General features: G+C 67.2%; 16 protein-coding genes. 6 read left to right on the top strand and 10 right to left on the bottom strand.

The features are described from left to right. The 3 genes from KHY18_RS18370 to KHY18_RS18360 all read left to right on the top strand — a co-directional run. Positions 1-2128 (top strand): TonB-dependent receptor (locus KHY18_RS18370; RefSeq protein WP_213303132.1); only part of this gene is annotated, 2128 nt, incomplete at its 5' end. Between the two features lie 8 nt (positions 2129-2136). After that, positions 2137-2412 carry an iron transporter gene (locus tag KHY18_RS18365; protein ID WP_213303129.1) on the top strand — a complete coding sequence of 92 codons (276 nt, stop codon included), beginning with the start codon at positions 2137-2139 and terminating at the stop codon, positions 2410-2412. A 29-nt stretch (positions 2413-2441) separates the two neighbouring features. Beyond that, a complete protein-coding gene (locus KHY18_RS18360) occupies positions 2442-3968 on the top strand; it encodes a PepSY-associated TM helix domain-containing protein (protein ID WP_249729217.1) in 1527 nt (508 codons plus the stop codon). Here KHY18_RS18360 and acuI read toward each other — a convergent pair. Continuing rightward, positions 3929-4915: an acrylyl-CoA reductase (NADPH) gene (gene acuI / locus KHY18_RS18355; protein WP_213303126.1), complete on the bottom strand. Its 987-nt coding sequence runs from the start codon at positions 4913-4915 to the stop codon at positions 3929-3931. The genes KHY18_RS18360 and acuI overlap by 40 nt on opposite strands. Positions 4916-5190: 275 nt before the next feature. Between acuI and azu the strand changes: the two genes are divergently transcribed. Beyond that, a complete protein-coding gene (azu, locus tag KHY18_RS18350; RefSeq protein ID WP_213303122.1) occupies positions 5191-5640 on the top strand; it encodes an azurin in 450 nt (149 codons plus the stop codon). Between the two features lie 211 nt (positions 5641-5851). On the opposite strand, the gene KHY18_RS18345 is transcribed toward azu, so the two are convergent. The 6 genes from KHY18_RS18345 to KHY18_RS18320 all read right to left on the bottom strand — a co-directional run bounded on the left by KHY18_RS18345 (position 5852) and on the right by KHY18_RS18320 (position 13091). Beyond that, entirely contained in the window at positions 5852-6949 is a 1098-nt protein-coding gene (locus tag KHY18_RS18345; RefSeq protein ID WP_213303119.1) for a porin, read from the bottom strand. Positions 6950-7000: 51 nt separating this feature from the next. Further along, positions 7001-8302, bottom strand: a complete 1302-nt coding sequence (locus KHY18_RS18340; RefSeq protein WP_213303116.1) for a gallate dioxygenase — start codon at positions 8300-8302, stop codon at positions 7001-7003. Positions 8303-8384: 82 nt separating this feature from the next. Next, positions 8385-10073 (bottom strand): subtype B tannase, encoded by a 1689-nt coding sequence (locus KHY18_RS18335; RefSeq protein WP_213303113.1) that lies wholly within the window; start codon positions 10071-10073, stop codon positions 8385-8387. 49 nt (positions 10074-10122) lie between these two features. Beyond that, positions 10123-11154, bottom strand: coding sequence for a TRAP transporter substrate-binding protein (locus tag KHY18_RS18330; RefSeq protein ID WP_213303109.1), 1032 nt, complete (start codon positions 11152-11154; stop codon positions 10123-10125). 108 nt (positions 11155-11262) lie between these two features. Beyond that, positions 11263-12585, bottom strand: coding sequence for a TRAP transporter large permease (locus KHY18_RS18325; protein ID WP_213303106.1), 1323 nt, complete (start codon positions 12583-12585; stop codon positions 11263-11265). Then, complete coding sequence (locus KHY18_RS18320) at positions 12582-13091, bottom strand: TRAP transporter small permease (protein ID WP_213303103.1); 510 nt, start codon at positions 13089-13091, stop codon at positions 12582-12584. Before KHY18_RS18320 ends, KHY18_RS18325 begins: the two co-directional genes overlap by 4 nt. 158 nt (positions 13092-13249) lie before the next feature. Between KHY18_RS18320 and KHY18_RS18315 the strand changes: the two genes are divergently transcribed. After that, positions 13250-14179 (top strand): LysR family transcriptional regulator, encoded by a 930-nt coding sequence (locus KHY18_RS18315; protein ID WP_213303100.1) that lies wholly within the window; start codon positions 13250-13252, stop codon positions 14177-14179. Between the two features lie 50 nt (positions 14180-14229). Beyond that, positions 14230-15435: an MFS transporter gene (locus KHY18_RS18310; RefSeq protein ID WP_213303097.1), complete on the top strand. Its 1206-nt coding sequence runs from the start codon at positions 14230-14232 to the stop codon at positions 15433-15435. Between the two features lie 65 nt (positions 15436-15500). On the opposite strand, the gene KHY18_RS18305 is transcribed toward KHY18_RS18310, so the two are convergent. From KHY18_RS18305 to KHY18_RS18295, 3 genes are all read right to left on the bottom strand, one after another. Next, on the bottom strand, positions 15501-17861 hold the full coding sequence (locus KHY18_RS18305; RefSeq protein ID WP_213303093.1) for a membrane-bound PQQ-dependent dehydrogenase, glucose/quinate/shikimate family: 2361 nt from the start codon (positions 17859-17861) through the stop codon (positions 15501-15503). A gap of 154 nt (positions 17862-18015) precedes the next feature. Continuing rightward, positions 18016-18171 (bottom strand): hypothetical protein, encoded by a 156-nt coding sequence (locus KHY18_RS18300; RefSeq protein WP_213303090.1) that lies wholly within the window; start codon positions 18169-18171, stop codon positions 18016-18018. Positions 18172-18340: 169 nt separating this feature from the next. Beyond that, complete coding sequence (locus tag KHY18_RS18295; protein WP_213303087.1) at positions 18341-20011, bottom strand: EAL domain-containing protein; 1671 nt, start codon at positions 20009-20011, stop codon at positions 18341-18343. Positions 20012-20071 lie beyond the last annotated feature (60 nt).

The raw sequence follows: 20071 nt of genomic DNA, 5'->3' as shown, positions 1-20071 counted from the left end.
GGCGCAACTGCTCGCCGGCAGCGGCCTGGAGACCACGGTCAACGGCACTGCGGTGATCGTGCGCCCGGCCGCGCCCGCGAGTTCGGGCCTGCCGCTGCCCATGGTGCAAATCGTCGACTCCGCGACCGGCGCGCCCGCGCCCTATGCGGGCGGACAGGTCGCGCGCGGCGCACGCGTGGGCCTGCTGGGCAACCGCGACCTGCGCGAGACGCCGTTCAGCGCCACGTCATACACCGCGCAGCTGATCGAAGACCAGCAGGCACAGAACCTCGGCGATGTGCTGGTCAACGACCCGTCGGTGCGCAACACCTACTCGCGCGGCGCGGGCCGCGACGAGTTCAACATCCGCGGCTTCACGCTGTTCAACTACGACGTGTCGTTCAACGGCCTTTACGGCATCTCGCCGCGCAACGCGAGTTCGCTGATCGGCGTGGAACGCGTCGAAGTGCTGCGCGGCCCGAATGCGCTGCTCAACGGCATGGCGCCCGCGGGCTCTGTCGGCGGCGCGATCAATCTGGTGCCCAAGCGCGCGGGCGCCGAACCGCTGAACCGTGTGATGCTGTCGTACATCGACGACGGCCAGTTCGGCGCGCAGTTCGACATCGCGCGCCGCTTCGGCGAGCAAAAGGAATGGGGCCTGCGCGCCAACGCGCTCAAGCGCTCGGGCGACACGCCCGTGGACCATTCGCGCGAAAACCTCGAAGCCTTTGCGCTGGGCGTCGACTACCAGGGCGAGCGCGTGCGGCTGGAAGCCGACCTGAGCTTCCAGAGCCGCCTCACGCATGCGCGCAGCGGTCTGCTGTTTCCGCCAGCATCGGGCACGCCCATTGGCGCGGTGCCCGATGCCAAGACCAATTTCCTGCCCGAGTGGACTTATTGGAAAGCCAAGGAGCTCTCGGCCACGCTGCGCGCCGAAGTCGATGTCGCGCCGGACGTCACGGCGTTTGGCGCGATCGGCGCGATGCAATACGACTTTCGCAGCCTGCAGGCCAGCTGGCTGATGCAGGACGGCGTGGGCAACATCGCCGGCCGGCCCACGCGCCTCAACGAGGAAGTCGATACCAGGACGGCCGAAGCCGGCCTGCGCGGCAAGTTCGCGACCGGCGCGCTGCAGCACGAGGCCGTTTTCAGCGTGAGCACGCTGAACACCGCGCATGGCATACGCCGGCAGAACGGCGCGACCCTCTTCTCCAACCTGTACTCGCCCGCAAGCATTGCCGAGCCGAACATCGTCGCGGCGCCTGGCATTCCGCGCAGCAACGACCTCCAGCTGCGCAGCGTGGCCGTCGCGGACACGCTCTTCATGAACGACAGGCGCGTGCAGCTCACGCTGGGCGCACGCCACCAGCGGATCGAGACGACAGGCTTCGACACCGCGAGCGGCGCGCGCAATGCGCACTACGACAAGTCGGCGGTCACGCCGGTCGCGGCACTGGTGTTCAAGGCCACGGATGCGTTCTCGCTCTATGGCAACTACATCGAAGGCCTGAGCCAGGGACCGACCGCGCCGCCCGGCGCGGCCAACTCGGGCGAAGTGTTCCCGCCCGCCAGGGCCAGGCAGATCGAGCTCGGCGCGAAACACGACTTCGGCCGCTTCGCGAGCACGCTGAACGTGTTCCAGATCGAACGCCCCAGCAGCTTCCTCGACCCCGTGAGCCTGCGCTTTCGCACCGACGGCAAGCAGCGCAACCGCGGCCTGGAATTCATCACCCAGGGCGAGGCCGGGCGCGGCATACGCGTGCTCGCCGGTGCCGCCTACACCCAGGGCAAGATGGTGCGCACCGCAGGCGGCCTGAACGACGGCCGCAGCGCACCCGCGACGCCCAGGCTGCAGATGAACCTTGCGGGTGAATGGGACACCTCCTTCGCTCCCGGCCTGACGTTCACCGCGCGCGCGCTGCGCACCGGCAGCCAGTATGTGGATGTCTCCAACACCCAGCAGATTCCGGGCTGGACGCGCTACGACCTGGGCGCGCGCTACCGCTTCGTGAGCGGCAATGTGCCGATCACGATTCGCGCCTCCATCGAGAACGTGGCGGGCAGGAACTACTGGCAGTCTGCCGCGCGCGAAGGCCTGACGATGGGCGCGCCGCGCACCTTGCTGGTGTCGCTGTCGGCGGATTTCTGACGCCTGGCATGAACGCCGCGCGCTGGACCCTCGCTTCGCGCTGCCTGGCCGCTGCGCTGGGCGGCTACGCGCTCGCGAGCAGCCTGCCCGTGGCGATCGTGGCCCTCGTCGCGTCGGATACGCTCGCGCGCGCCGACGCGGCGCTGGTCGCGCTGCAGCTGAGCTTTGCGGTCTACACGGGCGCCGTGGTCTGGGCGTTCGCGGCGCGCAGCGCGGCCCTGGCCTGGGCCGCGCTGGCGCTCGCGACGCTGCTGAGCAGCGGCCTCGCCTGGGCGCTGCTGTGACGCGCCTCACCAAACCTCTGCGCCCCGCAATGGCCTGGCTGCACGCCTGGCTGGGCCTGCTGCTGGGCGGCCTGCTGTACTTCATGTTCGTCACCGGCACGCTGGGCTATCTCGACACCGAGATCGACCGCTGGATGCGACCCGAGCTGCCCGCCGCGCGCTATCCGCTGCCGCCCGAGCCCGCGCTGCAGCAGGCCCAGACTTTCCTGCAGACCCATGCGGGCGATGCGCGGCGCTGGACCATCACGCTGCCGATAGACCGCAACGAGCCCTATCTGCGCGTGTCGTGGCGCGGTGCTTCGCCACAGGCGTCGGGCACGGCCTATATCGACCCCGGCTCGGGGCACCCGATGGCGACGCGCGCCACCGGCGGCGGCCAGACGCTCTATCAGCTGCACTGGCGGCTGCACTACCTGCCTGCGCGCGCCAGCGAATGGATAGTCGGCGTGGCGACGCTGGTGCTGCTGATCGCGCTGGTCACGGGCGTGATCGTGCACCGCAAGATCTTTGCCGACTTCTTCACGTTTCGCCCCGGCAAGGGCCAGCGCTCCTGGCTGGACGCGCACAACGTGGCCAGCGTGGTGTCGCTGCCGTTCCAGCTGATGATCGCCTACTCGGGCCTGGTCTTCGTGATGTTCACGCTGATGCCGCTGGTCCCTGTCGCTTGGTACGGCGCGGGCAAAAACGGCCAGGAGGCGTTTCTCAACGAAGTGTTCACGCCGCTCGCGCCCAGCCAGACTGCGGGCCGGCGCGCGCCGCTGGTACCGCTTGCGCAGGTGCTGCAGGACGCGCGCGCGCAATGGGGGGCGGCCCCCGTCGCCGCGCTCGACATCCAGGACCCGCACGACGCCAACGCGCGCATCCAGGTCGTAGGCGACTTCGCCGCGGGCCCGCTGCGTGCGGCCAATATCCTCGCCTATAACGGTGTCAGCGGCGAGCGCCTGGCGCAGCGCCCGGCCTGGCAATCGGCGCCCAAGGCGTTTCGCGATCTGTTGCTGGGGCTGCACGAAGGCCTGTTCGCGCCGCCCGTGCTGCGCGCGCTGTATGTGCTGTCAGGCCTGCTGGGCGCGGCGATGATCGCCACGGGCATGGTGCTGTGGACGGTCAAGCGGCGCCAGCGCGGCGATCGCCATGCGGGGCTGTGCCTGGTGGAACGGCTCAACGTCGCGATCATCGTGGGCTTGCCCGTGGCGATTGCCGCCTACTTTGGTGCCAACCGGCTGCTGCCGCTGGACATGGCCGTCCGCGCGGACTGGGAAGTACACACGCTGTTCCTGGCCTGGCTGCTGATGTTTGCCTGGGCCGCGCTGCGCCCTGCGCGGCGCGCATGGCAGGAGCAGGCCTGGCTTGCCGCGGCGCTGTTCACCGCCCTGCCCTTGCTCAATGCGTTGACCGGCACGCAGCATCTGGGCCGCGCGCTCGCGGAAAACGACCTGGCCATGGCCGGCTTCGATCTGGCCGCGCTGGCCGCGGGCGCGCTGTTCGCCGCCATTGCCCGGGCCGTGGCACGCTCGGCTCAGCGGTTGACGTCGACCACCGTGCGCCCGCGCACCTGACCCTGCAGGATGCGGCGCGCGATCTCGGGCACATCGGCCAGGCCGATCAGCGTTTCGGTCTGACCCAGTTTGGCCGGGTCAAGGTCGCGCGCCAGCCGCTGCCAGGCTTCGGTGCGCGCCCATTGCGGCGCATTGACCGAGTCGATGCCGGCCAACGTGATGTGGCGCAGGATGAAAGGCAGGACCGATCCCGGCAGGTCGGTGCTCTGCGCCAGACCGCAGCTCGTGACCACGCCACGGTAATCGGTCTGGGCGAGCACGTTGACCAGCGTATGGCCGCCCACCGAGTCGACGGCGCCGGCCCATTTCGGCGCGGCCACGGGCTTGCCTGGATCCGACAGCGTGCGCCTATCGATCACTTCGCTCGCGCCCAGGCGCTGCAGGTAGGAGGTTTCCTCGGGTCGGCCCGTCGAGGCAATGACGCGGTAGCCCAGCTGCGACAGCAAAGCCACGGCCACCGAGCCCACGCCGCCGCTCGCGCCCGTGACCAGGATGGGTCCGCGATCGGGCGTGAGGCCGCCCTTTTCCAGCGCCAGCACGCTGAGCATCGCCGTGTAGCCCGCCGTGCCTATGGCCATGGTGTCGCGCGTGGAGAACGCCGCCGGCACCTTCACCAGCCATTCGCCGCGCACGCGCGCGCGCTGGGCATAGCCGCCGAAATGGGTCTGGCTCAGCTCCCAGCCGTTGAGCAGAACGCGCTCGCCGGGCGCGAAATCGGGGTGGCGCGACGCGGTGACAACGCCCGCGAAATCAATGCCCGGAATCATGGGAAAGCTGCGGATCACGGGCGATGCGCCGGTGATGGCCAGACCGTCCTTGTAATTGACCGTCGAGTATTCGACGTCCACGGTCACGTCGCCGTCCATCAACTGGGCATCGTCGATCTGGCGCAGTTCCACGCTGATCGCGCCGTCTTTCTGGCTGGCCCACAAGGCATTGAAAGTCATTCGGTGCACTCCATGTCATGCAAAAACGCAATGACTGGAATGATCGGCGCGGGGCGGCAAAGTTGCAAGGCGTGCGCTGTAGCCTCGGATTTCCCGTCAAAACCGTCACTTGCAGCAGGCTTTTTGCGCGATCTCAAGAGCAGGACAGACGCTTCTGTCTACACTAGGGTTATTACCTAACCTCATTGGGCGGGTTGCGGTCAACATGATTGGTTTGGCCCAATGCACGCCGTGGTTCGGTACTGGGACGTCCATATACATATAGGAATCTGATCATGAAGAAAATTCTCGCTGCCCTGGCTCTGACCGCTTGCGCTGCTGCTCCCGCTTTTGCCGCTGACTGCGCCCTGACGGTCGAAGCCAACGACATGATGCAGTTCAACACCAAGAGCATCACCGTGCCCAAGGAATGCAAGAACTTCTCCCTGACCCTGAAGCACACGGGCAAGATGCCCAAGACCGCCATGGGCCACAACCTGGTCGTGACGACCGCTGCTGACCTGACCGCCGTCAACGCCGACGGCATGAAGGCCGGCGCTGCAGCCGACTACGTGAAGAAGGACGACGCCCGCGTTATCGCCCACACCAAGGTCGTCGGCGGCGGCGAAAGCACCACCATCGAAATCCCCGTCGCCAAGATCAAGGCCGGCACCGACTACAGCTTCTTCTGCTCGTTCCCCGGCCACGCCGGCATGATGAAGGGTGCTCTGAAGCTGGGTGCATAAACCTGGCCCCCACGCTCGCGCACTGCGTGTCGCTCGCTGCCCCCCAAGGGGGCGCGTTTTGCCTTGGGGCGGCCCGGCGGCAAAACCTGGCCCCCCCAGTTGCACGCCGCGTGCCAAAGCCTCCCCTGCGCAAGCAGCGGAGGCTTTTTCATGGGCGGCACATAAAAAAACGCCGGGCATGGGCCCGGCGCAAACCTTGGAGTCTTCGCGGTCAGAACGCGTGGCGCAGGCCGGCTGCAAAGCCGTTCTGCGAGCCGCCGGCCAGCGGGCCACCACCCGCGGCCGCATTGCTGACCGACAGCGCGAGCGAGCCGTCGTTGGCGATATGGCCGGCCGTCGCATAGACCGCCGTGCGCTTGGAGAGGTTGTACGTCGCGCGCAGCGCGAACAGCGTGGCCTGGTTGGCGCTGTTCTTGTAGTCGAGCTTGAACACCTGGCCGTCGACCACCGTCGCGGGCGTGACGTTGTAGGCCGCGCCCACATACCAGAGGTTGCTGCGCCGCGCCGCGGGCGTGGCGTCGTTGTCGCGCGCAATCAGGCCCGCGCCGAGCTTGAGCCCATTGAATTTCGTCCAGCCGGCGACGGTCGAGCGACGGTCCTTCATGCTGGCGCTGGTCAGGCCCGCGAATGCACCCGCGCCGCCGCGGATTTCATCCACTGCCAGCGCCAGGCCCCAGTTCGCGGCATCGTACTTGGCCAGCACCGACCATTGGCGGCAGGCCTTGCTGTCGGCCGCGTTCTCGCCCGCGCAGTTCGCGCCCGACGGGCTCGGTCCGGCGTTGACGGTATCGCGCCCGAAGCTGTACGTTGCGCCCGCCGTGAAGCCGTTGAACGTGCCGCGGTAGGCGATGGCGTTGTCGACACGCGCGTTGGGCAGGTAGCTGTCGAGCGAGCCCGAGCCGTAGGCGCTGGGGCCGAGGATGTCGGCGTCCAGCTGCGACCAGAACAGCATCGAGTACTGGCGGCCCAGCGTCAGGCTGCCCCAGCCGCCCGTCAGGCCCACATAGGCCTGGCGGCCGAAAGCCCGGCCGCCCTGGTTGAAGGTGCCGCTGTCCACGCCCAGGCCTGACTCCAGCGTGAACACGGCCTTCAGGCCCGCGCCCAGGTCTTCCGTGCCGCGAAAGCCCAGCCGCGAAGGCGCGCTGCCCGTGAGGCCGGGCATGCGCGTGAGGCTGGCGCCCGCGGGCGTGGCATTGGTCAGATGCTCGACGGACGCATCCAGCAGGCCATAGATCGTGACGCTGGTTTGCGCCTGGGTCGCGCCGCAGGCGGCGGCCAGCAGGCCAAGGGTCCACAGGGAACGTTTCATCTTGAGGTCTCCTCTCTTCTCTTCAGGGTGGTGGTAACAGTCAACGGAAATTCAGGCGGCCGCGGGTGCCGCCGGCGCATCCCAGCCCAGCGCGCCCGCGTCCTTGCCGGCGACCGAATACAGCGCCTTGGTGTTGCGGGTCTGCTGGAAGACTTCGAGCGACTCGCCGCGCATCGCGGCGTAGATGTGCAGGTTGGACACGCCGATCACCGCGCCCAGCTTCTCCAGCAGGAAGAAAATCACGCCGTAATGGATCAGCCCGCGCCAGTCGCGCGCGCGCACCAGCTGGCATTCGTCGGGCGTGAGTTGCGCGCGCGCATAGGCCGCTTCCTCGTCGGCGATGAAGTCGGCGCGTGCGCCGGGTTCAATAAGCGTGTGCAGAAAGCGGTTGAGCCGGTAGGCCTTGACGCTGCGCTCCAGCGTGAACGGGTGCGTGCCTTCGAGCGCCTCGGCGCCCGCAAGCTGCAGCTGCATGTGCGCGCGGTGGCGCTGCAGCACGGGCGCGGGCAGGCCGCTGTCGGCGGGCGCGTAGATCGCGGCGGCGATGCCGGTCATCGACGGCAGGTAGTAGCTGCGGTGCAGACAGCGCACCTGGGACGCCAGCGCGCCGCGCATCACCAGCCACATGATGACTTCGGCGCCCTCGAAGCCGCCCAGCGCCGCGTACTCGGCATGGGTCATCTCGGCGAGCTGTTCGGGGTCGCGCTCGAACAGGTCGAGAAAGCGCGCGTCCCACTCGGGGTTGTTGAAGCCCGCGCGCTCGCCGTGCACCTGGTGCGACAGGCCGCCCGTGGCGACGATGGCCACGCGCAGGTCTTCGGGATAGCTTTCGATCGCCCGGCGCAGCGCCTGGCCCAGCTTGTAGCAGCGGCGCGCGCTGGGAATCGGAAACTGCAGCACGCCCATCTGCAACGGCACCAGCTGCACCGGCCACTGCGGCGCGTGCGGGCACATCACCGACAGCGGCGAGAAGCAGCCATGGTCCAGGCCCTTGTCCTGGAAGAACGACATGTCGAACTCATCGGACATCAGCGACTGGCCGATATGCGCCGCCAGGCCCGGATGGCCCGCGATCGCCGGCAGATCGCGCGCGCCGCCGCCTTCGTCGGCCACCGCCCAGCGCTCGCCCACGCCCAGCGAAAACGCGCTGTAGTGATCGAAGAAGAAGGACGTGACGTGGTCGTTGTAGATGAACAGCAGCACGTCGGGCTTCTGCTCGGCGATCCAGTCCTGTACCGGCGCGAACGCCTCGAAGATGGGCTGCCAGACAGGGTCCGAACGCTTGTCGCGGTCGAACGCGAAACCTATGGTCGGGGTGTGCGATGCGGCGATGCCGCCGATGATCTTGGCCATGGAATGGGGTGCCTTCTCAGGCCCCGTGGTCGTTGGTTGGGGGAGATGCGGGTGCGCGGCCCGGGCCGGCACCCGCACCGGCTCAGGGGTTGGCGTTCAGCTGGGTCTTGATCCAGGCAAAGGCTTCCTGCACGTCGTAGTTGCCGCTGTGGCCCACCAGATAGGGCAGCTTGAAGCTGACTTCCTTGACCGACGCATCCTTCTTGATCGCCTGGTACAGCAGCTCCTGCATGGCGAAGCCGGTATCGCGATCGACCATGCCGTGGCGCACATACCAGTAGGGCGCGCTGTCGGCCGCGGTGTTCAGGTAGGCGACCGGATTGATCAGCTTGATCTGTTTGGCCAGCGTGTTGTTGCTGCTGGCGATGTAGCCCGCCCAGTCGAGTCCGGTGTCGTCCTTGCCCGAGCCGTCGCCCACCTTCTGGTTGTTGTTCCACGACCATTCGCTGAAGTTCGAGTACTCGTAGTTGGCCGTGCCGAACAGGTTGGTCTCGCCGCTGATGTTGGGGTTGCCCGTCACGCCCACCGCATCGAACGCGACCACGGTCTTGAGCGCCTGGTTCGCGGCCACGTAGTTCACGAACTTGGCGTAGTCGATGTTGGCCACCTTGGCGCTGGCGCCCGTGCCGGTCAGCGTGAGCCAGTCATTGACCAGCGTCGTGCGCGCGGTCACGAACTTCTCGCCCAGCTGGGGCACGGCCGTGCCCTTGGCGATCTGGCGTTCGATCTCCTCGGTCAGGCGCGTCTTGATGGTGTCGGCCATGCTCGCCGCCGTCACGCCCAGGCCCAGGCCGTCGAGGTAGGCAGGGAAGCTCGCGGCCAGCGCGCTGGAAGCCGCGCGCTGCGCACCCGCGCTGTACGCCACGCCGCCCAGCGTGCCCGTGTTGGCGTCGCTGCGCACCGCGCTGTACTGCCACTCGTAGCCCGCATCGGCATTGCCCAGGTTGTTGATCGGGCAGTAGGCGACGGCGACGAATACATCGTCCTTGAGCGTGCTCGCGGCCGTGGCGCCTGATCCGGTGATGCCGGCAGCGCCGACTTCGGCGAGATAAGACAGATAGTCCGCGCTGTTGCCGCTGGCCGCGACGGCCGAAGTCAGGCCGCCACCGCCGCTGGTGCCGTTGAGCACGATGCGTTCGGCCGAACCGGGAATGAGGCTGTCATTCAGGCGCATGTAGCGGATCGCGGCCTTGGTGTCGACCACGGGCGACGGCGCCTTGCCCGCCCAGCTGCCGTCTTCGGCGCGCGCGCCGCGGCTGCGCGTGCCCACGTTCACCACCACGTAGCCGGCCTTGAGCGCGGCGCCGATGTTGTCGGTGTCATTGGTGCTCACGAAGGCCTTGCCTTCGGTGATGGTGGTGGCGACGGCACTGGTCCACCAGCCCCCGTTGTTCACGGCCATGTACAGCGCGGTCTTCTGGTCATCGACCGACGCTTCGGGCACCGAGATGATCATCGACTGGTAGGCATAGGGGTCGGCCATGGTGGTCGTTCCGCCGCCCAGCGTCGCCTGCGTGGCCGCCATCTTGATGGGCTTGCCCACATAGACCACGCGGTACTGGCGCACTTTCATCGCCGCGCCGTCGACCGTGACGGTGACGGTCGTGTATTTGCTGGCATCGAACTTGAGCGCCGCATCCTCGGCGTCGACGACCACGGGCGGCGTCTCGGCGACGCTGCCGCCATCGCCGCCACAGGCGGCCAGCAGTCCGGCCGAGAAAATGAGCGCCAGCGCGCTGGCCAGGGTCCGGCGTTTGAAATTCAGTTGCATGCTTGTCTCCTTGCCCCATTCGAGGCTTTTGTTATGAATATGGGAAAGATCAGGGGCGCGCGGCCTGCTGCTTGGCGATCAGGCTGCGGGCGTCGTCGAGCATCCGGCTGCCGCTGAGCCCCTTGGCGTTCATGTCCTTGACCCAGTCGGCCGAGAGCTTGTCGCCGAGCTTCTTCCACGCAGCCAGCTCGCTTGCGGCAATGACATTGGTCGCGTTCTTCGCCGTGAGCTGCTTGCCCTGGGCGTCGGCCTGCACGAAGGCCTTGCCGATCTGGCCCGAGAAGGCCTGGCCCGAGTTGTTGTCGATCACCTTCTTCAGGTCGGCAGGCAGGGCCTCGTACTTGGCCTTGTTCATCGCGAAGATGAACGTCGAGGTGTAGAACGCGGCTTCGTGCGGGTCGGTCTCCGAGTGGTACTTGGCGAGCTCCTCGAGCTTCACCGACGGCACGACTTCGTAGGGCACCACGGCGCCGTCGATCACGCCCTTGGCCAGCGCATCGCCCACCTGCGGCACGGGCATGCTCACCGGCGTTGCGCCCAGCATGGCGATGAACTTGTTGGTCAGGCGCGTGGGCGCGCGCAGCTTCAGGCCGCGCAGATCGGCCATGGTGCGCACCGGCTTGCCCGCCATGTGGAACACGCCCGGGCCGTGCACATGGAAGGCCAGCGGCTTGACGTCCTTGAACTCCGCCTGGCTGTGGATCTGCGCGTAATCCCACAGCGCACGGCTCGTGGCCTCTGGGTCGCGCATCATGAACGGCAGCTCGAAGGCCTCCATCGACGCAAAGCGCCCTGCGGTATAGCCGGGCAGCGTCCAGACCACGTCGGCGACGCCGTCGCGCACCTGATCGAACAGCTGGGGCGGCGTGCCGCCCAGCTGCATCGACGGGTAGATCTGGCACTTCATGCGATTGCCCGATTCCTTGGCGATGCGCTCGCACCAGGGCTGGATGAACAGCGTGCCCGCGAACGACGTCGGCGGCAGGTGGTAATGGACCTTGAGCGTGACTTCCTGTGCGGCCGCGGGAAGCGCGGCGGCGCAGATCAGCCCACTGAGGGCCAGCAGATGGCGCAGTTTCATGGTTGTCTCCTTTGTTGTCTAAGCCTCTGGGGGCGGGTCTTGCGCAAAAAATGGGCAGCGCGCTGCCCGGCCTGCGCCAGCAGGGCCGGGGCAGTCAGGTGGGGGAAGTCAGGTCAGCCAGTGCACCAGCCACAGCGCGGTGGCGGGGAAGGCGATCAGCAGCGCGAGCCGCAGCCCGTCGGTGATCAGGAAGGGAACGACGCCCTTGTAGGTCTCGACCATGGGCACGTCGCGCGCCAGGCCGTTCATGATGTAGACGTTCAATCCGACGGGCGGGAAGATCATTCCGATCTCGCACACGGTCAGGATCAGAATGCCGAACCACAGCGCCTTGTCGGTCGGGCCCAGGCCGAAGAAGTCCATGCCCATGATCACGGGGAACAGCGTGGGCACCGTGAGCAGGATCATGCTCATCTCGTCCATCACGCAGCCCAGCGCCACGTAGAACAGCATCACACCGACCATCACCAGCATGGGCGAAATCTGCAGATGACCGACCAGATCGGCAAGCTGCGTGGGCAGCTGCGACAGCGCCAGCGAGGCATTGATCATGTCGGCGCCGATGAAGATCAGGAAGATCATGCCGCTGGTCTGGGCCGTGGTGCGCACCGCGGCCGCGAACTTGTCGCGGTCCATCTCGCGGCGCGCCAGGGTTATCACGCAAGTCAGCACGTTGCCGATCGCCGCGCCTTCGGTGGCCGTGAACAGACCGCCGTAGATGCCGCCGAACACCACGACGAAGATCGCGAGAATCGGCCAGACCTTCAATGCCGTCGACAGCAGTTCGGCATGCGGCACGCGCTGCGCGCTGGGTGCATGCTGCGGGTTGATGCGCACGATCACGGCGATCGCCAGGATGTAACCCACGGCCGCGATCAGCGCCGGCACATAGGCCGCGAGAAACATCTTGGTGATGTTCTGCTCGGTCAGGATGGCATAGACCATCAGCGTCACCGAAGGCGGCAGCAGCACGCCCATGGTGCCGCCCGTGGCCAGCGCCGCGGTCGCGAGCCGGCCCGAGTAGCCTATGCGGCGCATCTGCGGATAGGCCACCTGGGCGATCGTCGCCGTGGTCGCGACCGTGGAGCCCGAGATCGAGCCGAAGGCCGCGCAGGCCAGCACGCCGGCCATCGCCATGCCGCCGCGAAACCGCCCCAGCAGCGCATTGGCGAAGTCGAACAAGGCCTTGGCCAGGCCGCCCTGCACGGCGATCGCGCCCATCAGCATGAACAGCGGAATCACCGACAGGTCATAGACCGAGACCCGGCCGTAGACCGCGCCCTTGAGGTGGGCCAGCAGCGGCAGCCAGCCCGACAGCGCGATATAACCGCAAGCCCCGGGAATGAACATCGCGATCGCGATCGGCACGCGCACCGCCATCAACACCAGCATCGCGGCGAACATCGTGAGCCCTATGGACATCGTGCTCATGCGGCCTCCCTGGGTGCAATGCACGCGATGAACTGCGCGGCGCCTATCAGCACGCACAGCGCCAGCCCGGGAAGCATCAGCAGGTAGGGAATCCACAGCGGCAGGTCCATCAGCATCGAGCGCTCCTGCGCCGCATAAATGTCGATGCCGCCCACGGCGACGCGCCAGGTGACCAGCGCCAGCGTCAGCGTGTAGAGCAGGATGCCGAATGCGTCCATGCGCCGCTGCGTGGCCGCGCTCGCGCCGGTCGTGAAGAAGTCGACGACGATGTTGGCGCCGCGAAACTGTGTGTAGGGCAGGAACGAGGCGACGACGATGGCGCCGCCCAACTGCACCAGCTCGACGTCGCCGAGAATCGGGTGCGAGAGAAAGGCGCGGCCGATCACGCTGGTGGTCGTCATCAGCGCCACGGCCATCAGCACGCAGGCGCCTACGGCGGCGCTGGCGTCGCACAGGCGTTCGAGCCCGCGCATCGTGGACGACACGTTCGGTGTCTGGGTATCCATTGTTTTTGTCTCCTGCTTCTTGGTATCCGAAGACGGGGCCAGGCCGCCGTCGCCGCGCCTTGATGTGGCTCAAAGCTGAAGCGAAGTCTAAAAATTAGACTGGGGTGCAGGAAGATGCTGTGCAAGGCGGCGCGATAACCTGGGGATATCATCTGCGCATGAAACTCACCAACCTGCGCGCCCTGGTGGCGGCCATCGAGGAAGGCAGCCTGCGCGCCGCGGGCAAGCGCTTGGGCGTGTCGCAGCCCGCGCTGACCAAGCTGATCCGCGAGCTCGAACGCGAGCTCGCGACCACCCTGCTGGTGCGTTCGACCACGGGCGTGGTGGCGACGGCGCAAGGCATGGTGATGTACGGGCGCGCGGTCGCCGCCGAGCGCGAACTGGTGCAGGCCGTGGAGCAGATCCGCCAGCTCGACGGCCACATGACGGGTGCGCTGACCATAGGCGCGGTGCCGCTGGCGGTGATGCTGCTGGTGCCCGAAACGCTGCGCACTTTCGGCAGCGCGTTTCCCGGCATACAGCTGCGCATCTCGGAGGAGCTTTACATCGCCCAGCTCACGCGGCTGCGCAAGGGCGAGGTCGACATCGCGCTCGGGCCGCTGCCGCCCGAGCTGCCGCCGGGCGAATTCGTCGTCGAGACGCTGATGCCCATCACCATGGTGCCGGTGGTGCGCAAGGGCGACCCGCTGGCGCGCGCCAGCAGCCTGCGCGAGCTGGTCAGCGCGCCCTGGGTCTACACCGGCGCTTCTTCGGACTCGGGCTACGCCAGAACCTTTTTCGAGCTGCACGGCCTGCCCGCGCCGCCCGCGGGCGCGCTGGTGAATTCGACGCTGGGCCTGCTGTCCATCGTCGCCAGCGGCAAGTGCATAGGCCTGTTGCCGCAGCAGATCGCGGCCCATCCGATCGCCACGCAATACCTCGACACCATCCAGCTCGTCGAAGGCCCGCTGCAGCTGACGCTGTGCGCGCTCACGCGCTCCGACGTGCACCTCAAGCCCAGCGTGCGCCAGTTCATGGCCCACCTGCACCGCGCGGCCCACCATCTGACGCAGGACGCCGGCCAGGCCGGCGGCGCGGCAAAAAGGTAGTATCCGGAGCTTAGGCGAGCGACCGGCCCGCCCTCTCTTCGCACCGCCGCATGCCGCCCACCGACGACCTCCCTGGCTCGACCGCCCCCTTCTCCCTGCGCGCGATTGCGCTGCCTGCGTTTGGCCCCTCGCTGATGTTCGGCATAGGCGAAGGCGCGATCCTGCCGATGATTCCGCTGATGGCGCGCGACCTCGGCGCGAGCATCGCCATGGCCGCGCTGATGATCACGCTGCTGGGCCTGGGTTCGCTGCTCAACAACATTCCCGCCTCGTTCATCACCATGCGCTGGGGCGAGCGCGGCGCGATCATCGCCGCGGGTTTCTGGAGCGCGGCCGGCATGCTGCTGTGCCTGCAGACCCACCGGCTCGAACTGTTCGCCCTGGGCTGCTTCATGGTCGGCATGTCGCAGTCGGTCTACAACATCGCGCGCCAGAGCTATCTCACGGCCGCCGTGCCGCCGCATTTCCGTGCACGCGCGCTGTCGACGCTCGGCGGCGTGATGCGCATAGGCCTGTTCGTCGGGCCGTTCCTGGCCGCGACCGTGGTGCATGCCTATGGCATGAGCGCAGCGTTCTGGATAGGCATCGCGGGCGTCACCTGCGCCTCGCTGATCGGCATGCGCGTGCCCGATCTGCCCGAGCCCGCGCTGCCCGCGGGGCAGACGCCGGTCCACACCACCTGGCTGTCGATTCTCAAGGACCACCGCCGCGTGTTCCTGACGCTGGGCCTGGCCGTGCTGCTGGTCAGCGCGGTGCGCGCCTCGCGCCAGGCCGTGCTGCCGCTGTGGGCCGACCATCTGCTGCTGGCCCCGGCCGCGGCGTCGCTGATCTACGGCCTGGCCGGCGGCATAGAGATGCTGCTGTTCTACCCCGCGGGCAAGGTCATGGATGTGAAGGGCCGGCGCTGGGTCGCCATGCCCTCGATGATCATCATCGGCGTGGCGCTGATGCTGGTGCCGTTCACCACGGGCTTTGTGAGCCTGCTGATCGCCGCGATGGCCATAGGCTTTGCCAACGGCATAGGCTCGGGCCTGATCATGACGCTGGGCGCCGACCATGCGCCGCCGCACGGCCGCGCCTATTTCCTCGGCGCCTGGCGCTTCATGGCCGATGTCGGCTCCACCGCCGGCCCGGCCCTGGTCGCGCTGCTCGCGGCCGCGGTGTCGCTGGCCGTGGGCGTGGCGGCGACGGGCGCGTTCGCCTTCACGGCCGCGGCCATGATGGCGCGCTGGATTCCGCCGCACAGGCCGCGCTGAGGCCGGCGGCAGCACAGCCCAAAAAAAACGCCCTGCGAACAGGGCGTTTTGCAGACTTGGCGTGTCTACTTCTTGAGCTTGTACGCCACGACGTAATCGCCGGCCTTGGTGCCTATGGAGCCGTGGCCCCCGGCAACCAGCACCACCATCTGCTCGCCCTGGCTGTTGAGGTAGCTCATGGGCGTGGCCTGGCCACCGGCCGGAATGCGCACATCCCAGAGGATCTTGCCGCTGGCCACGTCATAGGCGCGGAAGTTGTTGTCGACGGCAGCGCCCAGGAAGGCGACGCCGCTGGCGGTCATCAGCGGACCACCGATGCCGGGAACGCCGACACGGATGGGCAGCGGCAACGGCGACAGGTCGCGAATGGTGCCGTTGCGGTACTGGTAGGCAATCTTGCCGGTGCGCAGATCGGCCGCGGCCACCGTGCCCCATGGCGGCACCTGGCAAGGCACGCCAATGGGCGACAGGAAGGGATGCATGGCGACCGCGTAGTCGGCGCCGGCGTTCTCGTTGAGGCCTTGCTCACCGGTATTGGTCTGCTGACCCGCGATGTCTGCCTTGGGCACCAGCGTCGAGACAAAGGCCAGGTAGGTAGGCATGCCGAACATCACCTGGCGCTGCGGATCGACAGCGACGCTGCCCCAGTTGAAGACGCCGAAGTTGCCCGGATAGATCAGCGAGCCCTGCAGCGACGGCGGCGTGTAGCGGCCTTCATAGCGCAGCTTCTTGAACGCGATGCGGCACATCATCTGATCGATCAGACTCGCCCCCCACATGTCGGACTCGCGCAGTGCGGGCGGCTCGAAGCTCAGCGCCGACACCGGCTGGGTCGCGGCCACGGTCTGGCCCGGAATGTCCGTGCCCTGGGGCGCGGCGCGTTCGCTGACCTGCTGCAGCGGCGTGCCGTCGCGGCGGTCGAGCACATAGACGTCGCCCTGCTTGGTGGGCACGACCAGCGCGGGCGTGCGGCCCTTGGCCAGGTCGAGGTCCAGCAGCACGGGCTGGGCCGGCGAATCCATGTCCCACAGATCATGGTGCACGAACTGGCGCACCCAGCGCACCTGGCCCGTCGCCAGGTCCAGCGCCACGACCGAAGTCGCGTACTTTTCCTCGTCGGCGTTGCGGAACATGCCCAGTTGGTCGGGCGTGCGGTTGCCCATGGGGAAATAGGCCAGGCCCAGTTCCAGATCGGCGCTCGCCACCGACCAGCTGTTGGGCGAGCTGGCCGTATAGACCTGGCTTGGATCGTTGGGGTCGAACGGCGCGGTCTTGCCCGCATTGCCCGAGTCCCAGTTCCACAACAGCTTGCCGGTATGCACGTCATAGGCGCGGATCACGCCCGAGGGCGAGTTCACCGCGTAGTTGTCGTTGACCGCGCCGGCGATGATCACCGCGTCGCCCGCGACCAGCGGTGGCGAGGTGGCGTAGTAGTAGCCGCCCTGCTTGAACGGCATGTTGTGCGTCAGATCGATGGCACCGTTGCTGCCGAAGTCGGCGCAGGGCTTGCCCGTGGCGGCATCGAGTGCATGCAGCTTGGCATCGGAGCTGGGCAGGAAGATGCGGTTGCTGCAGGTGGCCTGGGCCGCAGGCGCGGCGGCGGCCGTTGCCGTCGCGGTCAGCGCCGTGCTGCTGTGGAACGAAACGCCACGGCAGGTCTGGTGCTGGCGTTGCGATTCCATGCCGGCCTTGGGATCGAAGCGCCAGCGCTCCTTGCCGGTGTCGGCGTCGAGCGCGATCGCCAGGCTGTGCGGCGTGCACAGGTACAGCGTGTCGTTGATCTTCAGCGGCGTGGCCTGGTAGGTGGTTTCGGTCACGTCCTTGGGGCCGCGCACGTCGCCGGTCTGGATCTGCCAGGCCACATCGAGGTTGGCCACGTTGTCGGGCGTGATCTGCTTGAGCGGCGAGAAGCGCTGGCCATGGGCCGTGCGGCCGTAGGCGTTCCAGTCGCCTTCGGGCAGGGCGCTGTCGCCGAGCTTGGCGTCGGCATTGACGACGTCCATCGCCAGCGTGCCCTCGGTTTCGTGCAGGTGGCGGGGAATGCCCACCAGCGCCACCACGGCCGTCAGCAGAGAAGCCGCGAGCACGGGCCAGCCCGCGCTGAAGTGGCCTTCACCTTGGGCGCGCCGGCGCACGGCCGGAATGGCCATCAGCACGCCGATGATCACCGGCAGGCCCAGGCGGGTCGCCAGCGGCCACCAGTAGAGGCCCGCTTCCCACAGCGACCAGGCCAGCAGCACCAGCAGCCAGACCGCATACAGCGGCGTGGCCCAGCGCTTGCGCGCCAGCAGCCCCACGGCCACGGCCAGAACGACCAGGCCGCTGAACAGATAGAACGGACTGCCACCCAGCGACAGCAGCCAGCCGCCGCCAATGGTCAGCGGCAGGCCCAGCAGGGCCAGAAGCAGAATGGTTAATGCATGCATGGCGTGCCTTTCTTCTGTATGGAGAGAAAGGATAATGCCATGATTGGAATATGGTTTTTTTGCATGGTTTTTGAATATGCCGACGCTGCCGCGACAGCACTTTCCTGAATTACTTCAAGGCCGTGAAATCGATGGCAGTCCGTCCGGGGGGCCATCATATTTTCAGCAGAAAGAGCTTGTTGCCAGCGTTAGTATTCGGACACATCTGTCCGATACCGGCCATTTCACCCAATGCTGGCAACGAAACAGGCTTTTTCGACCACTTGAAAAACGGTGTGCGCAGGAAATCCTGCTTGAATGCAACGCTCATTACCCAAGCCAATATCACGCCCGGGAGGTAAATACGCCACCGTAAATGACGCTTTAAAAATGCAAAATCAGCGCGTTGTAGTCAAATTTCGCTTTCTGCTGGAATATTTGCAACAGACCAATCCAATGGCGCGGGATTTTCGTCATATCGGCGCCGGCGGCGCCAGACATCACGCGTCGCTCGCCAGGATCGCGCGCATGGCGCGCAGGCGTTCGGGACCGATATGCACCAGCCAGTGCGCGACGTCGGCGGCAGGCAGCGGCCGCGCGAACAGATAGCCCTGGATGGTGTCGATGCCGCAGCGCGCGACGCTGCGCAGTTCGTCCTCGGTCTCCACGCCTTCGACCGTGGCGGAGATGTTCAGCTCATGCGCCATGGCCGCCACATGGCGCAGCAATATCTGCCGCTTCACGTCATTGGCCACGTCGCGCAGGAACAGCCGGTCGCACTTGATGCTGGCCAGCGGCAGGTTGGCCAGCAAGCCCAGCGAAGAGAAGCCCGCACCAAAGTCGTCCATGACCACCTGGATGCCGCGCGCATGCAGCTCGCCCACGCAGCGCGTCATGCACAGGCCGTTGGCGGTGATCGCATGTTCGGTCAGCTCCAGCCTCACATGCTGCGGTCCGAGTCCGCGCTGCGCGATCTCGGCCTCGAGCCAATCGGCAAAACCGCTGGCCATCAACGTGACGGGTGCGATGTTCACATGCACGGTCAGCGCCTGCCCGCCCGCGTGCCAATGCCGGGCGTGCTCCAGCGCATTGAGCACGATGAGGCGGTCGGCCTGCTGCGTCTTGCCGCGCAGCTCGCAGACCAGGAAGAACTTTTCGGGATTGATGCGGCCCAGCCGCGGGTGCTCGAGGCGCAGCAAGGCTTCGAGATGCACCGCTTCGCTGCGCAGGTTGACGATGGGCTGAAAGTGCAGCGCCAACCGCTCGGGCCGCAGCAGCTCGTGGAGATAATCGGCGATCAGCGCCAGCCGCGCATCGGCCTGCACCACGCCAGAATCCGCGCTCGAACGAATCATCGACAGGCCGCGGTGTATCAAATGCTGGCGCCCCCGGTCGGCGCGGATGTTGAGGAACTGCTCCAGCGCCATCGCACCGGCGAAGATGCCCACGATCAGCAGCGCCGCGGAATCGCCCAGCGGCGAAGCGGCTGCGGCCTGCAGGTTCTGGCGGTAGTCAAAGGAAATGGCCAACAGCCACTGCAGCGCCACGATCACTCCGCCGCAGGCAACCCATTCGATCCATGTATCCGCATGCGGCGAAGCCGCCGACCGCAAGCGCAGCCCGTGGTGGCGCCAGGAGCGCAGGATGACCAATCCGGCAACGGCCACGAAGGCCAGCGCCAGCGGAACCTCATTGACCGTCGACGTCGTGGAAAAACCGTTGGTGGCCAGGATCGTGTAGGCCAGCAGAATGCCTGCCGCCATGGCCAGGCTCGCCAGAATGCGCCGCGGCCAGTTGCCGGACGTCAGCAGGGTGGACAGGCTCAGCCGGCAGCTGAGCACCATGACGACCAGCGCGGGAAGCGCCGGCAGCAGCGTCCATTCATGCAGATGGATGTCGGCGCGCAGATAGACGGCCGCCATGGAAAGCGCCCAGATGAGGCAGCCCATGCCCACCGACGCGAACGACTCGAACACCCGGCGGCTGGCCTGGTCCACAGACAACGACACATATTCCGCGAGGCGTTGCGCGGCATAGACCGTGAAAGATGCGGCCAGCCAGAATGCCGCGAGCTGCAACGGCGGGGGAAGCGCGTCGGGCCGGGCCAGCCCCAGCGCAGCGAGCAGTCCGGGTAGCGACCCGAAGCCGGGCCACGATAAATATTGATCCATGGGTTGAAGGCGCTGCGAATGCAGGCTGCCGGGCGAGAGTGAGGAAACTATACGCTGGCG

It is taken from the genome of Acidovorax sp. CCYZU-2555, from assembly GCF_018413525.1.
Classification (GTDB): Bacteria; Pseudomonadota; Gammaproteobacteria; order Burkholderiales; family Burkholderiaceae_C; genus Comamonas.
This window is presented reverse-complemented; position numbering and strand designations above follow the sequence as displayed.

Coding starts and splice junctions, on each gene's coding strand:
- KHY18_RS18325 (WP_213303106.1), bottom strand. CDS start 12,585: ATGAGCACGATGTCCATAGGGCTCACGATGTTCGCCGCGATGCTGGTG.
- KHY18_RS18365 (WP_213303129.1), top strand. CDS start 2,137: ATGAACGCCGCGCGCTGGACCCTCGCTTCGCGCTGCCTGGCCGCTGCG.
- KHY18_RS18330 (WP_213303109.1), bottom strand. CDS start 11,154: ATGAAACTGCGCCATCTGCTGGCCCTCAGTGGGCTGATCTGCGCCGCC.
- azu (WP_213303122.1), top strand. CDS start 5,191: ATGAAGAAAATTCTCGCTGCCCTGGCTCTGACCGCTTGCGCTGCTGCT.
- KHY18_RS18315 (WP_213303100.1), top strand. CDS start 13,250: ATGAAACTCACCAACCTGCGCGCCCTGGTGGCGGCCATCGAGGAAGGC.
- KHY18_RS18305 (WP_213303093.1), bottom strand. CDS start 17,861: ATGCATGCATTAACCATTCTGCTTCTGGCCCTGCTGGGCCTGCCGCTG.
- KHY18_RS18345 (WP_213303119.1), bottom strand. CDS start 6,949: ATGAAACGTTCCCTGTGGACCCTTGGCCTGCTGGCCGCCGCCTGCGGC.
- KHY18_RS18300 (WP_213303090.1), bottom strand. CDS start 18,171: ATGAGCGTTGCATTCAAGCAGGATTTCCTGCGCACACCGTTTTTCAAG.
- KHY18_RS18335 (WP_213303113.1), bottom strand. CDS start 10,073: ATGCAACTGAATTTCAAACGCCGGACCCTGGCCAGCGCGCTGGCGCTC.
- KHY18_RS18310 (WP_213303097.1), top strand. CDS start 14,230: ATGCCGCCCACCGACGACCTCCCTGGCTCGACCGCCCCCTTCTCCCTG.
- KHY18_RS18340 (WP_213303116.1), bottom strand. CDS start 8,302: ATGGCCAAGATCATCGGCGGCATCGCCGCATCGCACACCCCGACCATA.
- KHY18_RS18295 (WP_213303087.1), bottom strand. CDS start 20,011: ATGGATCAATATTTATCGTGGCCCGGCTTCGGGTCGCTACCCGGACTG.
- acuI (WP_213303126.1), bottom strand. CDS start 4,915: ATGACTTTCAATGCCTTGTGGGCCAGCCAGAAAGACGGCGCGATCAGC.
- KHY18_RS18320 (WP_213303103.1), bottom strand. CDS start 13,091: ATGGATACCCAGACACCGAACGTGTCGTCCACGATGCGCGGGCTCGAA.
- KHY18_RS18360 (WP_249729217.1), top strand. CDS start 2,442: ATGGCCTGGCTGCACGCCTGGCTGGGCCTGCTGCTGGGCGGCCTGCTG.